At 65.2% G+C, this 13458-nt stretch carries 15 protein-coding genes and 1 tRNA gene; 14 read left to right on the forward strand and 2 right to left on the reverse strand.

Annotated features, from left to right (window positions below; genetic code table 11):
• Positions 1–9 precede the first annotated feature (9 nt).
• Complete coding sequence (locus QZ471_RS03285) at positions 10–387, forward strand: nuclear transport factor 2 family protein (RefSeq protein ID WP_058761167.1); 378 nt, start codon at positions 10–12, stop codon at positions 385–387.
• A 13-nt stretch (positions 388–400) separates the two neighbouring features.
• On the opposite strand, the gene QZ471_RS03290 is transcribed toward QZ471_RS03285, so the two are convergent.
• A complete protein-coding gene (locus QZ471_RS03290; RefSeq protein WP_295460856.1) occupies positions 401–1180 on the reverse strand; it encodes a hypothetical protein in 780 nt (259 codons plus the stop codon).
• 43 nt (positions 1181–1223) lie between these two features.
• Positions 1224–2192, reverse strand: coding sequence for an alpha/beta fold hydrolase (locus tag QZ471_RS03295; RefSeq protein WP_295460857.1), 969 nt, complete (start codon positions 2190–2192; stop codon positions 1224–1226).
• 134 nt (positions 2193–2326) lie between these two features.
• Here QZ471_RS03295 and aroC point away from each other — a divergent pair, with 134 nt between their 5' ends.
• From aroC to QZ471_RS03360, 13 genes are all read left to right on the forward strand, one after another.
• Entirely contained in the window at positions 2327–3418 is a 1092-nt protein-coding gene (gene aroC, locus QZ471_RS03300) for a chorismate synthase (RefSeq protein ID WP_295460858.1), read from the forward strand.
• Positions 3419–3646: 228 nt separating this feature from the next.
• A complete protein-coding gene (locus QZ471_RS03305) occupies positions 3647–4810 on the forward strand; it encodes an MFS transporter (RefSeq protein WP_295460859.1) in 1164 nt (387 codons plus the stop codon).
• 123 nt (positions 4811–4933) lie between these two features.
• A complete protein-coding gene (locus QZ471_RS03310; RefSeq protein ID WP_295460860.1) occupies positions 4934–5548 on the forward strand; it encodes a methylthioribulose 1-phosphate dehydratase in 615 nt (204 codons plus the stop codon).
• Positions 5545–6096 (forward strand): acireductone dioxygenase, encoded by a 552-nt coding sequence (locus QZ471_RS03315; protein ID WP_295460861.1) that lies wholly within the window; start codon positions 5545–5547, stop codon positions 6094–6096. The genes QZ471_RS03310 and QZ471_RS03315 overlap by 4 nt, the downstream gene beginning before the upstream one ends.
• Positions 6093–6779, forward strand: a complete 687-nt coding sequence (mtnC, locus tag QZ471_RS03320; protein ID WP_295460862.1) for an acireductone synthase — start codon at positions 6093–6095, stop codon at positions 6777–6779. The genes QZ471_RS03315 and mtnC overlap by 4 nt, the downstream gene beginning before the upstream one ends.
• A gap of 102 nt (positions 6780–6881) precedes the next feature.
• Positions 6882–7097 (forward strand): PLD nuclease N-terminal domain-containing protein, encoded by a 216-nt coding sequence (locus tag QZ471_RS03325; RefSeq protein ID WP_132832139.1) that lies wholly within the window; start codon positions 6882–6884, stop codon positions 7095–7097.
• A gap of 96 nt (positions 7098–7193) precedes the next feature.
• Complete coding sequence (gene speE, locus QZ471_RS03330) at positions 7194–8045, forward strand: polyamine aminopropyltransferase (RefSeq protein ID WP_295460863.1); 852 nt, start codon at positions 7194–7196, stop codon at positions 8043–8045.
• A 103-nt stretch (positions 8046–8148) separates the two neighbouring features.
• Positions 8149–8490: a ribonuclease E inhibitor RraB gene (locus tag QZ471_RS03335; protein ID WP_295460864.1), complete on the forward strand. Its 342-nt coding sequence runs from the start codon at positions 8149–8151 to the stop codon at positions 8488–8490.
• A gap of 257 nt (positions 8491–8747) precedes the next feature.
• Entirely contained in the window at positions 8748–10157 is a 1410-nt protein-coding gene (locus QZ471_RS03340) for a circularly permuted type 2 ATP-grasp protein (RefSeq protein ID WP_295460865.1), read from the forward strand.
• A 62-nt stretch (positions 10158–10219) separates the two neighbouring features.
• The gene (locus QZ471_RS03345; RefSeq protein ID WP_295460866.1) at positions 10220–11173 is read left to right on the forward strand and encodes an alpha-E domain-containing protein; all 954 of its coding nucleotides are present in this window, start codon (positions 10220–10222) and stop codon (positions 11171–11173) included.
• On the forward strand, positions 11170–11973 hold the full coding sequence (locus QZ471_RS03350; protein WP_295460867.1) for a transglutaminase family protein: 804 nt from the start codon (positions 11170–11172) through the stop codon (positions 11971–11973). Before QZ471_RS03345 ends, QZ471_RS03350 begins: the two co-directional genes overlap by 4 nt.
• Positions 11974–12086: 113 nt before the next feature.
• Positions 12087–12824, forward strand: a complete 738-nt coding sequence (locus QZ471_RS03355; RefSeq protein WP_295460868.1) for a proteasome-type protease — start codon at positions 12087–12089, stop codon at positions 12822–12824.
• A 535-nt stretch (positions 12825–13359) separates the two neighbouring features.
• Positions 13360–13449: transfer RNA gene (locus QZ471_RS03360), tRNA-Ser, on the forward strand.
• The last annotated feature ends 9 nt before the right edge of the window (positions 13450–13458 follow it).

The raw sequence follows: 13458 nt of genomic DNA on the forward strand, positions 1-13458 counted from the left end.
ATAGATACCATGTCGCGTACGGAAGAACTGGAGCGCTACGAGCAGCGTCTGCGCGAGGCTATGCTCGCTGGCGCTGTGGCTGAGCTAGACGACCTGATCGATGATGACCTGGTGTTCACCGGGCCTACCGGGGAGGTACTGTCCAAGGCGCAGGATCTCGCGGCCCACCGTGACGGAATTCTGCGAATCACGCGACTCGACCTCTTCGAGTCGCGGCTGCACGCCGTGGGTGACCTCGTCATCGCCACCACCCAGGCGAGGCTCGAAGCGACCTATGCCGGCCATCCGGTATCGGGCATCTTCGCCTACACCCGTATGTGGCACGAGACTACCCAGGGCTGGCGGGTCGCCGCCGGCCAGTGTGCCAGGCTCGGAGACTTGGCCTAGGTCACTGCTGACGTCATCGCAACGCCATCCAGATCAGCAGGGCCGCCTGGAACAGGCAGAAGACCGCCAGGCAGCCGATGGCGAATCTCAGGGAGACGTCATCGCGGCGATAGAGGGCGATGCGATCCTCCAGCTGGCGCAGGCTGGCGTCGCGCTCGTCGATCGCCCGGTCGCACTGCTCCAGCAGGGCGGCGCCGTCCAGCACCGACAGCGCCTGCACCTTGTCGGTATTCCAGTCGTCACGCAGTTGGCTGACCCGGGCGGCCCGGCAGAGCAGCTGTCGCTCGTCGTCCGCTGAGTGCTCGACCACGAAGCCCTGGCTGGTAAGAACGTGATCGCGGCGTGTGCGGCTCTCCTCATCGAGGGCATCCCGGCGCGCCAGCAGCAGGTCGCGCACGCCGTAGTGGCCCCAGCGGGGCTTGGCCCAGGCCGCCGCGCGAGCGAGCAGGAAGCGGCCCAGCCCGCGCTCCTCGGGTTCGATCTGCAGGCCGCGCTCCGGGCCTAGGCGGATCTCGCCGAGCCGGTGATCGACCCAGACTTCCAACACGTTCACTTCCCGGTGCAACAGTTGCCCGGGAATCTGCACCGTCAGTCGCAACAGACTCTCGTCCGCGCCATGGCGCTCCACCTGGCCGAGTTGCACGAAGCGCAGGGGGCGGGGCCCGACCCGCCGATCCACCGGCAAGGGCATCAGCCGCAGCAACTGGAAGCGCTCGGGCGGCAGGGTGGCCCAGGGATGGGGCTCTTGGGGGGCGGGCTCGACGGCCGGAGATTCTTGTTCGGGGGCTTCCACAGGCAGGCTCCAGGTAGCGCGCCTTCTGGGCGCCTTTGCCGGCTTATCGGCCGTTGGCTACGGAACCTGAGCGTTCGACGAAATTGGCTACCCGTTCGATGAGTTCGCGCGCCAGCGGCCGATCGGGATCGTCGTAGGTGGGCAACTGCGCCCGGAAGTCCGCCGGGGCGATGCGCAGGACGTGATTCATGCCGGGGATGATGGCCAGTTCGGCGTCCGGCTTGGCGCGCTTGAGCGCCTGGGCATCCTCGACGTCCACCTGGACGTCATGGGTGCCCTGGACGATCAACGCCGGCGCCCGGATGGCCGCGAAGGCTTGGGACGGATGCTGGCGGAACAAGGAGATCAGATAGGGCTGCACGCTGGGACGCAGCAGCACCAGCAGTTCACGCGGTACCTCGGGCACCGGGGTACCGCGCAGCAACTGGTCGATGATCCATTGGGCGCTGGCCAGGGCGGCGGGCGACAGCTTGCCGGCCAGTTGTTCGCGCAGCACCACGTCGATGGGGCGCCCGCTGCCGGCCAGGGTCACCACCCCGGCGACGGGTACCTGATCGGCGGCGAGACTGGCGATCAGGGCGCCCTCGCTGTGGCCGAGCAGGATCACCCGGGAAAAGCGCGGATCGGCGTTCAGCAACCTGATCCAGGCGACCAGGTCGGCGACGTAGCGTTCCACGCTGAGATGGCTTTCGTCCGGCTCGGCCCCACGGCTGGCGGCGACGCCCCGCTTGTCGAAGCGCACGCTGGCGATGCGTCGCTTGCCCAGCGCCTCGGCCAGCCGCTGCAGGGCGGCATTGCGGGCACCGGGCCCATTGCCGTCACGGTCGGTAGGCCCCGAGCCGGAGACGAACAGCACCAGCGGTTGCGGCCGCTCGCTACGCGGCAGGATCAGGCTGCCCTGGAGCACGCCGCTGCCGGTATCGAGCTGAATGGGACGGTACAGCACGGGATCGGCCGCCTTGGCGAGGGAGGGAAGGGCGAAGCTCAGCAGGATCGAAAACAGCAGACGCATGAGGACGAGAGCACCGGAAGCACAGGGCGTGTGGGGCCTATCCCGCACACAATCCGTTTAAAAGACAACGACTCGTGTAAAATCGCCCAATTAAGTTGCATCCATACCTTTCACCCGTAGCGCGGAGCCCTCGCATGTCCGGCAATACCTTCGGCACGCTGTTCACCGTCACCACCGCCGGCGAGAGCCATGGTCCGGCGCTGGTCGCCATTGTCGATGGTTGCCCCCCCGGACTGCCGCTGGATACCGCCGACCTGCAGCGCGACCTGGACCGGCGCAAGCCCGGCACCAGCCGCCACACCACCCAGCGCCAGGAGCCGGACGAGGTGGAGATCCTCTCGGGGGTCTTCGAAGGAGTCACCACCGGTACCCCCATCGGCCTATTGATCCGCAATACCGACCAGAAGTCCAAGGATTACTCGGCGATCAAGGACCTGTTCCGCCCGGCGCACGCCGACTACGCCTACCACCACAAGTACGGCCTGCGCGACTACCGCGGTGGCGGTCGCAGCTCGGCGCGGGAAACCGCCATGCGTGTGGCGGCCGGCGCCATCGCCAAGAAGTACCTGGCCACCCAGGGTATCCGGGTGCGCGGCTACATGAGCCAGCTGGGCCCCATCGAGATCCCCTTCAAGACCTGGGATAGCGTGGAGGAGAATGCCTTCTTCAGCCCCGATCCGAGCAAGGTGCCGGAGCTGGAGGCCTACATGGACCAGCTGCGCCGCGACCAGGATTCGGTGGGCGCGCGCATCAGCGTGGTCGCCGACGGTGTGCCGCCGGGCCTGGGCGAGCCGATCTTCGACCGCCTCGACGCCGAGCTGGCCTATGCGCTGATGAGCGTCAATGCGGTGAAGGGCGTGGAGATCGGTGCCGGCTTCGCCAGTGTCGCCCAGCGCGGCACCGAGCACCGTGACGAACTGACTCCGGAAGGCTTCCTGTCCAACAACGCCGGCGGCGTGCTGGGTGGCATCTCCTCCGGCCAGCCCATCGTCGCTCACCTGGCGCTCAAGCCCACCTCCAGCATCACCACCCCGGGTCGCTCTATCGATGTCCACGGCAATGCCGTCGACGTCATCACCAAGGGGCGTCACGATCCCTGCGTGGGCATTCGCGCCACCCCCATCGCCGAAGCCATGATGGCTCTGGTGCTGATGGATCACCTGCTGCGCCACCGCGCGCAGAACGCCGAGGTGCGGGTCAGGACGCCCGTCCTGCCCCAGCTCTGAGCCCCCTTCATGCTCAGCTGTGCGTCGGCCAGACGGCGTTGAAGATGCCGGCAAAACGCCCGTCTATCCCAAGTAGATTCGAGCGCGAGTCCGATTCGTCGCTCAGGCCTCTGCTTCGCTGGCGCTCACCCTCCAGGCCAGCCGTTGGCTGTTACTTCCGCTGGGCGCTGCGCCTTGTCCGACTCTAGCTCGCAAGATCCTGCACAGGCACCGAGTGCCGGCCGGACGATGGCGGTGCCCTATTGGCGCCTGTCGGGCTTCTACTTCGCCTACTTCGCGCTGCTGGGAGCCACGGCGCCCTACCTGGGGCTCTACTTCCACCACCTGGGCTTTTCCGGCACCGCCATCGGCCAACTGGTGGCCATCCCCATGTTGATGCGGGTGCTGGCACCCAATCTTTGGGGCTGGCTGGCCGATCGCAGCTGGCGCCGCCTGAGCATCGTCCGCCTCGGCGCCGCCTGCACCCTGCTGTGTTTCTCCGGCATCTACCTTGGCCAGGGCTTCGCCTGGCTGGCGCTGATCATGGCCGGTCATGCCTTTTTCTGGCACGCCGTCTTGCCGCAGTTCGAAGCCATCACCCTGGCCCACCTGCGCGACCAGCCACAGCGCTACGCGCGTATCCGCCTCTGGGGCTCCATCGGTTTCATCGCCGCCGTGGCGGGGCTCGGCTGGGCCTTCGAATTCGTCAGTCTGGATCTCTATCCCGCCTACCTGCTGCTGGTGATGGCGATTATCCTGCTGGCGTCCCTCGCGGTGCCGGGGGTGAAGGTGGACCCCGGTCAGCGCCCCGAGGCGCCGGCAGAGCCCTTCCTGACCACCCTGCGCCAGCCGCGGGTGCTGGCCTTCTTCGTGGCGGCCGCGCTGATGCAGCTGTCCCACGGTCCTTACTACACCGTCTTCACCCTGCACCTGGAAGAACTCGGCTATGGCCGCGGCGTCATCGGCCAGCTGTGGTCGCTGGGCGTGATCGCCGAGGTGGTGATCTTCCTGGTCATGCCGCAGTTGCTGGCCCGGATCGCCCTGACCAGACTGCTGGTCGCCGCCTTCCTGATCGCCGCCGGGCGCTGGTTACTGCTGGGCGCCCTGGCCGATCACCTGGCGGTACTGCTGTTCGCCCAGTTGCTGCACGCGGCCACCTTCGGTTGCTTCCATGCGGCCGCCATCCAGTTCGTGCAATCCCATTTCGACCGCCGTCGCCAGGGCCAGGCCCAGTCTCTCTATGCAGCGCTTTCCGGGGCTGGCGGTGCGCTCGGCGCCCTGTATGCTGGCTATGCCTGGCAGGTGTCCGGAGCCCTCGCGGCCTTCGTTGGCGCCAGCCTGGCGGCGTTGGTAGGCGCCTTCCTCATCCTCTTGTCCGTTAGGTCCAGTACGAAAAGTGCCTGCGCTCGGTGATGCTTCGTTGAAAAACCCTTCGGAATGCTCATTTACCAGTCGTAAACTCCGCTTCCTCAGAATTTTTCGCCTCGCCTGACCGTCGCTCGGCGACTTTTCGTACAGAACCTAGGAGAACCCTCCATGATCCAGCAGCGTGAGCAACTGGCCCAGGAAATCATCGACGCCGGTCGCTTCCTCTATGGTCGCGGCTGGTCGCCGGCCACCAGCAGCAACTACTCGGTACGGCTGTCCGACAGTCGTCTGCTGCTGACCGTCTCCGGCAAGCACAAGGGCCAGTTGGAGCTGGACGACGTCCTCGCCACCGACCTCGACGGTACCCCGCTGGAAGCGAAGAAGCCCTCCGCGGAGACGGCGTTGCACACCCAGCTCTATCGCTGGCAACCCGAGATCGGCGCCGTGCTGCACACCCATTCGGTGAACTCCACGGTGCTCTCCCGCGAACTCCAAGGCGACCGCCTGCTGTTGGAAGGCTATGAGTTGCAGAAGGCGTTGCATGGCGTCACCACCCACGAGGTGCGGGTGGAGGTGCCGGTGTTCGACAACGACCAGGACATCCCACGCCTGGCCGACCAGGTACAGACCTGGCTCGACGTGCATCCCGACTGCGTGGGGTACCTGATCCGCGGCCACGGCCTCTATACTTGGGGGCCGCGCATGGCCGATGCCCTGCGTCACGTGGAAGCCTTCGAATTCCTCTTCGAGTGCGAACTCAAGACCCGGAGCCTGCGAGCATGAGCCGACTGACCGTCTATCACGATGCCGAACCCAATCAGCCGCTGAAGGTGATCAGCGACGGCGAGCACATCGCCGCCACCCTGGCCGAGGTCGGGGTGCGTTTCGAGCGCTGGCAGGCCTCCGCCCCGGTGGCGCCCGGCGCCAGCCAGGAGGAGGTGATCGCCGCCTACCGGCCGGAGATCGACCGCCTGATCGAAGAGCGCGGTTACCAGACCGTCGACGTCATCAGCATGCATCCCGAGCATCCGCAGAAGGATGCCTTGCGTGCCAAGTTCCTCGAAGAGCACCGCCACAACGAAGACGAGGTGCGCTTCTTCGTCGCCGGCCAGGGGCTCTTCACCCTGCACATCGATGATCACGTCTACGCCGTGCTCTGCGAGAAGAACGACCTCATCTCGGTGCCGGCCGGTACGCCGCACTGGTTCGATATGAGCGAATCGCCGTCCTTCGTCGCCATCCGCCTGTTCGACAATCCCGACGGCTGGGTCGCCCACTTCACCGGCGTCGACATCGCCCGGCGCTTCCCCCGTCTGGAGGTCGAGGCGTGACCATCAAGGGCATCCTCACCGATATCGAGGGCACCACCAGTGCCGTGAGTTTCGTCTTCGACGTGCTCTTTCCCTATGCCCGCGAACATCTGCCGGCCTATGTCCGCGCCCATGCCGGGGAGCCCGCGGTGGCCGAACAGCTCGATGCCGTGCGCGCCGAAGCCGGCGAGCTGGACGCCGACCTGGAGCGGGTGATCGCCATCCTGCTGGAATGGCTCGCCGCCGATCGCAAGGCCACGCCGCTCAAGGCCCTGCAGGGTCAGGTATGGGAGGAGGGCTATCGCGCCGGGACGCTGAAGGGCCACGTCTACCCCGACGCCGTCCAGGCGTTGCGCCAGTGGCACGCCGCCGGGCTGCCGCTGTACGTCTATTCCTCCGGTTCGGTGCAGGCGCAGAAGCTGATCTTCGGCTGCTCCGAACACGGCGATCTCACGCCGTTGTTTTCCGGATATTTCGATACCCTGACCGGCGGCAAACGCGAGCCTGCGTCCTATGCGCGCATCGCTTCGGCCACCACCCACGCGCCGGCGGAGCTGCTGTTCCTGTCCGACGTGGTGGAAGAGCTGGACGCCGCGCGCCAGGCGGGCCTGCCGACCTGTGGCCTGGTCCGCGCCGGTGGCCAGCTGGGCGACCACCCCTGCGTTGCGTCCTTCGCCGACATCGATCTGGCTCGCTTCGGTTGAGCGCCTGGCCGGCGCCGCTGCCCAAGCGAGCCGGCCGAACTAGCCGCCGTCGTCGCCAGTCCCAAGTGACGAGACCTGTGTCCTCGTAACGGGAGTCGCGACATGATCAATTCCACCATTGGCGGTGTACTGGGCTTCATCGTCTTCCTGCTCGACATCTGGGCCATCGTCAACGTCATCCGCAGCGACAGCACCAACAACGCCAAGATTGGCTGGACGGTGCTCATCATCGTGCTGCCGGTGATCGGCCTGATCGCCTGGGCGGCTGCCGGCCCGCGCGGTAATCGCTCGGCCACCGCGCCCACCCACAAGGGGTAGGCTGCACAGCGCTGGAGCCTGTCACATCCAGCTCTTACAATGCCCGGCTTTTGGCCGGGCATCGTTCGTTTCGGCCTGCCACCTGCGGAGAGCGACATGAGCGACTATCTGGAAACCCTTTACGACGGCTACGGCCAGAGATTCACCGTCGAACGCCTGCTCCACGAGGTGCGCACCGAGCATCAGCACCTGGTGATCTTCCAGAACGCCGTGCTGGGCAAGGTGATGGCCCTGGATGGCGTCATCCAGACCACCGAGGCCGACGAGTTCATCTATCACGAGATGCTCACCCACGTACCCCTGCTGGCCCATCCGGCACCAAAGCGGGTCCTGATCATCGGCGGTGGCGACGGCGGCATCCTGCGCGAAGTGGCCAAGCACCGCGGTGTCGAGCACATCACCATGGTCGAGATCGACGGCTCCGTGGTGGAGATGTGCAAGGAACACTTCCCCGGTCATTCCGCGGGTGCCTTCGACGATCCGCGGCTGAACCTGGTGATCGACGACGGCATGAACTTCGTCGCCAACACCACCGAGCGCTACGACGTCATCATCTCCGACTCCACCGATCCCATCGGCCCGGCCGAGGTGTTGTTCTCGGAGAACTTCTACCAGGCCTGCCATCGCTGCCTGAACGACGGCGGCGTGATGGTCGCCCAGAACGGCACGCCCTTCCTGCAACTGGACGAGGTCAAGACCACCGCCAGTCGCATGGCCGGGCTGTTCGCCGACTGGCACTTTTATCTGTCGGCGGTGCCTACCTACATAGGGGGCGTCATGACCCTCGCCTGGGGCAGCAAGGACACGACCTTGCGTCGGCAGAGTGCCGAAACCCTGGCGCAGCGCTACAGTGATATAGGCATCCAGACCCGTTACTACACCCCGGAGCTGCATGCTGCTGCCTTTGCTCTACCTCGATACGTGCTGGAGGCCATCGGCAAGGCGTAAGCCCTGGCGGTCGCGGCACCCTTCGAGTTCTCAGCCGCGACTCGGCGGGCGTCGGTACGACGTCCCGTCGAGAAGATCATCCGAACCAGAGGAGGGAAGTCCTATGTCCTTGTCGTTTGCCGATGATGTGAGCTTGAACCTGCTGCAGCGGATGAAGGAGGGCGGTTTCGACTTCGCCCGCTTCCACCCGATCGACTTCTTCGCCATCTTCGCCGACGAACGCAGGGCCCGCCTGGCGGCGGACCAGTTCCATGGCGAGTCCCTCAACACCCAGGTGATGCCCCACGAGGACGGTGGTTGGCATCTGCAGGTCAGCAAGGTGATGTTCGCCACCCATGCCACCATCGATGACTTCGAAAGCGATCTCGAAGCCGTGGTATTACCGCTCGGTGGTCAGCTGGACGGCTGGGGTGTCACCCAGGAAGTCACCCGTACCCACGCCTGATCCGTTCTCCTCGCAACCGGGCTGCCGCGAGGCAGTGCCGGTTGCTTTTTGCCGTTCCTCCTCCCACCTGGCACCGCACTTTCCGCGGCGCGCACCGTCTTAGCCACAACACCGGAACGTAACGGTGCACGGGCAATGCAGCGTGCCTGAATCTGGTGCAGGGTCGAACCGCCGGGCTGGCGAAGTCCAGGGTTTGACGGCTTGCGCTCTGGCACGCGGCTTGCGACGCTCGCTAGGCGAGTGATAAGGAGATCGGCATGAGCCGCCCACTGTATAACGAGATGTATGACGTCCAGGCGCAGTGTCGGCCGCATTATGGTCGCTATGCCAAATGGCTGAGTGAAACCCCCCCTGAACTCCTGGCCCAGCGGCGCCGTGAAGCCGACCTGCTGTTCCACCGTGCCGGCATCACCTTCACCCTCTACGGGGACGAGCAGGGCACGGAACGCCTGATTCCCTTCGACGCCCTGCCGCGGGCGATTCCCGCCAGCGAATGGCAGGTCATCGAGCGTGGCTGCATCCAGCGCGTTCAGGCGCTGAACCTGTTCCTCCACGACCTCTATCACGACCAGCGCATCATCAAGGCCGGGGTCATTCCGGCCGAACAGGTGTTGGCCAACGACCAGTACCAGCTGGCGATGCAGGGGCTGGACCTGCCCAATGGCATCTATGCCCACATCGCCGGGGTCGACCTGGTGCGCGATGGCGATGGCGCCTACTACGTGCTCGAAGACAACCTGCGCACCCCGAGCGGGGTGTCCTACATGCTCGAGAACCGCAAGATGATGATGCGGTTGTTCCCCGAGCTGTTCACCCTGGAGCGCATCGCCCCCATCGATCACTATCCCAACCTGCTGCTGGACACCCTGCGCAGCTCCACCCCGGTCAACAACCCGACGGTAGCGGTGCTCACCCCGGGACGCTTCAACAGCGCCTACTTCGAACACGCCTTCCTGGCCCGGGAGATGGGCGTGGAACTGGTCGAAGGCGCCGATCTGCTGGTGCGCGACGAGCAGGTGTTCATGCGTACCACCTCGGGCTTCCAGAAGGTCGACGTCATCTATCGCCGCCTGGACGACGCCTTCCTCGATCCGTTGGCGTTCAACCCGGACTCCATGCTCGGCGTCCCCGGGCTGCTGGCCGCCTACCGGGCGGGCAACGTCATCCTGGCCAACGCCATCGGCACCGGGGTGGCCGACGACAAGTCGATCTATCCCTATGTACCGGAGATGATCCGCTTTTACCTGAGCGAAGAGCCCATCCTCTACAACGTGCCCACCTGGCAGTGCCGCAAGCCGGAGGAGCTGTCACACGTGCTGGCCAACCTGCCCGAGCTGGTGGTCAAGGAGGTCCATGGCTCCGGCGGCTACGGCATGCTGGTCGGTCCCGCGGCCACCGCCGCCGAGATCGAACTCTTCCGCGCCAGGCTCAAGGCCAACCCCAGCGCCTACATCGCCCAGCCGACGCTGTCGCTGTCCACCTGCCCGACCTTCGTCGAGAACGGCATTGCCCCGCGCCACATCGACCTGCGGCCCTTCGTACTGTCCGGTCGCAAGACGCGCCTGGTGCCCGGTGGCCTGACCCGGGTCGCGCTGCGCGAAGGTTCCCTGGTGGTGAACTCGTCCCAAGGCGGCGGCACCAAGGACACCTGGGTGGTCCAGGACTAGACCGCCATGAATCAGTGGCCGCTACGGCGGCCCCGCAAGGACTTTTGAAAGGCGACCCCACCATGTTGAGTCGTACCGCTGCCGATCTGTACTGGATGTCCCGCAACCTGGAGCGCGCCGAGAATCTCGCGCGGATGCTGGACGTCAGCTATTCACTGTCGATGATGCCGCAGAGCGGGCAGGGGGGAGGGCTGGACGAACTGGCCATGCCCCTGCTGATCACCGGTACCCTGGACGACTACCGGGAAAAACACGGCGCCCTGCATCCCGAGCAATTGCTGCACTTCTTCGCCCTCGACGAACGCAATCCCGGCAGCATCTATTGCTGCCTGCAGGCGGCTCGCGCCAACGCCCACGCCGTGCGCGGTCGCATCACCGCCGACATGTGGGAGAACGTCAACGCTACCTGGCTGGAGATGCGCGAGATCGCCGTCACCGGCCTGATCCGCTTCGGTATCAGCCGCTTCTGCGAATGGGTCAAGGAGCGCTCCCACCTGTTCCGTGGTGCCACCGTCGGCACCATCATGAGGAATGATGCCTACCGCTTCATTCGCCTGGGCACCTTCGTCGAACGCGCCGACAACACCTTGCGCATGCTCGATGCGCGCTACCAGGTACTAGGGGAAGAGGAAGCCGAAGCCATCAGTGACTCCTCGGCGCGCGGCTTCTATCAGTGGAGCGCCCTGCTGCGCGCGCTGAGCGCCTTCGAGGCCTACACCGAGCTGTATCGCGATGCCCTCAACGTGCGCAACGGTGCCGAGTTGCTGTTGTTGAAGGAAGACCTGCCGCGCTCGCTGCTGTCCTGCGTGATCGAACTGCACCGCGTCCTGGCCAGCCTGCCGGGCGAGAACGGTCGTGAGGCCAAGCGCCTGGCCGCCGGCCTCGAGGCCCGACTGCGCTATACCAGCATCGACGAGGTGCTGGGAGAAGGCCTGCATCCCTGGATCGGCGATTTCATCGTCCACATCCGCCAGCTTGGCAGCGCCATCAACACCGCTTACCTGGAGACCGTATGAGACTCGCGATCCACCATGAAACGCTGTATCGCTATGCCGACCAAGTCCGGGCGAGCATCCAGTACCTGCGGCTCACGCCCCAGTGTGACGCTCACCAGAAGATTCTGGACTGGGAGCTGTCGCTGCCGCGTCCGGCCCGTGCCCAGCGCGATCCCTTCGGCAACATCCTGCACGTGTTGACCCTGGACACCCCGCACGACGCCATCACCATCACCGCCAGCGGCCAGGTGGAGATCGATGAAGACTTCGAGTCCGAGCCTTGCCAGGCCTCGCCCTTTCCCTTCCTGCGCCAGACCCGGCTGACCGAGGCCGACGAGGCCCTGGCGGACTTCGCCCGCGAGGTCTGTGACGGCAAGCGGGATCGTGCAGCCTTGATCCAGCTCATGGAGCGACTGCACGAGCGCATGGCCTATCTGCCTGGCTCCACCGAGGTGGATGGCAACGCCGCCCAGGCCTTCGCCAAGGGTGCTGGCGTCTGCCAGGACCACGCCCATGCCTTCCTCGCCTGCGCCCGCAGCCTGGGCATCCCGGCGCGCTACGTGTCGGGCTACCTGTGCACCGATGACAGCGAGCACCTGTCCAGCCATGCCTGGGCCGAAGCCTGGCACGACGGCGCCTGGTACAGCTACGACGTCACCAACCGCCTGGCTCGTCCGGAACGGCACCTGCGGCTGGCCATCGGCCTGGATTACCTGGACGCCTGCCCGGTGCGTGGCATGCGCCGCGGCGGCGGGGTGGAGCAGATGGAAGCCAAGGTGCTGGTCGAGCCCCTGCAGCAGGTGCAGCAACAGCAACAATAATCTGCGACAGTTATCCGAGGAGACGAGGCCGCCACTGTGCGGCCTCGTCGTCTGGCGGTGCGGCTCGTGGCCGTCAGAGCTACGGCAATCCGTCTTTTCCGCCCGAGGTTCGCATGACCTATTGCGTCGCCATGAAGCTGCACGACGGCCTGGTGTTCGTCGCCGATTCCCGGACCAACGCCGGCGTCGACAACATCGCCACCTTTCGCAAACTGCATCTGTTCAACGTGCCCGGTGAACGCCTGATCGCCATCCAGTCGGCGGGTAACCTGGCCACCTCCCAGGCGGTGATCAGTCTCTTGCGCCAGCGGCTGGACAGCGAGCACGCCAACCTGCACGACGTACCCACCCTGAACCACGCGGCCGTGCTGCTCGGGCAGACCCTGAGAGAGGTTCTGCAGCGAGAAGCCCAGGACGCTCCCAGTGGCCACGGTCTCGACCTGAGTTGCTCATTCCTGCTGGGGGGCCAGATCAAGGGGGCGGAGCCGGAGCTGTTCAACATCTATCCCCACGGCAACTTCATCAGCGCCACCGAGGACACGCCCTTCTTCCAGATCGGTGAGAGCAAATACGGCAAACCCATCCTGGATCGCGCCCTGACCTTCGATACGCCGCTCGAGGAGGCGCTGCGCTGCGCGCTGCTGTCCTTCGACGCGACGATACGCAGCAATCTGTCCGTCGGCCTGCCGCTGGACCTGGTGGTTCTGCCGCGGGATCGACTCGAGCGGGTGAACAGCCACCGCATTGACGAGCAGGATGACTATTTCCTGGAGCTGCGCCGGGGTTGGGGTGAGGGGCTACGCGATCTGCTCGCGGCCCTGCCAGCACCTCCCGGCGATTACTGGCGCTGAGGGATCAGCCGAAGAACCGCGATAGATTGGGGATGACCAGCACCACGGTGGTGACAATGAGCACGAAACTCGCCTGGCGCCACTTGGGAATGGGATTCTTGAACATGACTTGGGGGCCTTTATTGTTAGCTGTTTGAAGCCTTCACGTCTTCCGGGGAGAGCGCTTGCGCAAGAACGGCATGCAGCTACTGATACCCGCAGGCTTGAGCACTATCCAGTAGCTATAGAACATAAATTTCAGTTTTGTGGCGGTTCCCGACCGGCCGGTTATCAAAAATGTCGCTCCGACTGATTTCTTCCATGATTTCAGTCGATTACAGAATCGCGTGCGACGCTACCGTTGGTCGGGGTCTTGTTCGTCACTGCACCGGGCGGTGGCGACCGACCGGTCATCCCGTGAACGGTCCTTAGGCGACCTCTCTCCAGCTTCCTCGTGCAAATGCATGAATAGATTGAAGAAAAAGCTTGCCATCGAAAACGCCTTTGCCTATAGTTGCGCGCCTCGGTGATGCAGACGCAGATGCCGAGCAAATCTGGTGAGGTGTCCGAGCGGTTGAAGGAGCACGCCTGGAAAGTGTGTATAGGAGAAATCTTATCGAGGGTTCGAATCCCTCCCTCACCGCCAGATTAAGAA

Origin of the sequence: uncultured Pseudomonas sp. (assembly GCF_913774235.1) — a bacterium.
Taxonomy (GTDB): Bacteria; Pseudomonadota; Gammaproteobacteria; order Pseudomonadales; family Pseudomonadaceae; genus Chryseomonas.